Raw genomic sequence first — 246 nt, 5'->3', positions numbered from 1 at the left:
AGCAGAAGCTAGTCCATCCATTAATGAAATTATTAAAATGTTTTTCCTAACTTTAGCAACTCGTTCTGAGAATAGTCCTAGAAGTGTTGCATTAGAATTTGTTGATTCTGTTTTATCATTAATAGCAAAGAATAACATAACTATAATACCAACAAGTAATGCTATACCGTCAGCATTTAAAGATATTGTTGCGCTTCCTACAGCGAATTTACCATATACTGATACAAGTTGTCGAGCTATTAATAC

At 31.7% G+C, this 246-nt stretch carries 1 protein-coding gene; it reads right to left on the bottom strand.

Features of this window, described 5'->3' with window-relative positions:
• On the bottom strand, positions 1-246 hold a 246-nt coding region (locus AYC60_RS03660; RefSeq protein WP_330996904.1), incomplete at both ends, for a YhfT family protein.

It is taken from the genome of Streptobacillus felis (assembly GCF_001559775.1).
Lineage (GTDB): Bacteria > Fusobacteriota > Fusobacteriia > Fusobacteriales > Leptotrichiaceae > Streptobacillus > Streptobacillus felis.
Note: the sequence above shows the minus strand (reverse complement) of the source record. Positions and strands in the feature narration are given on the sequence as shown.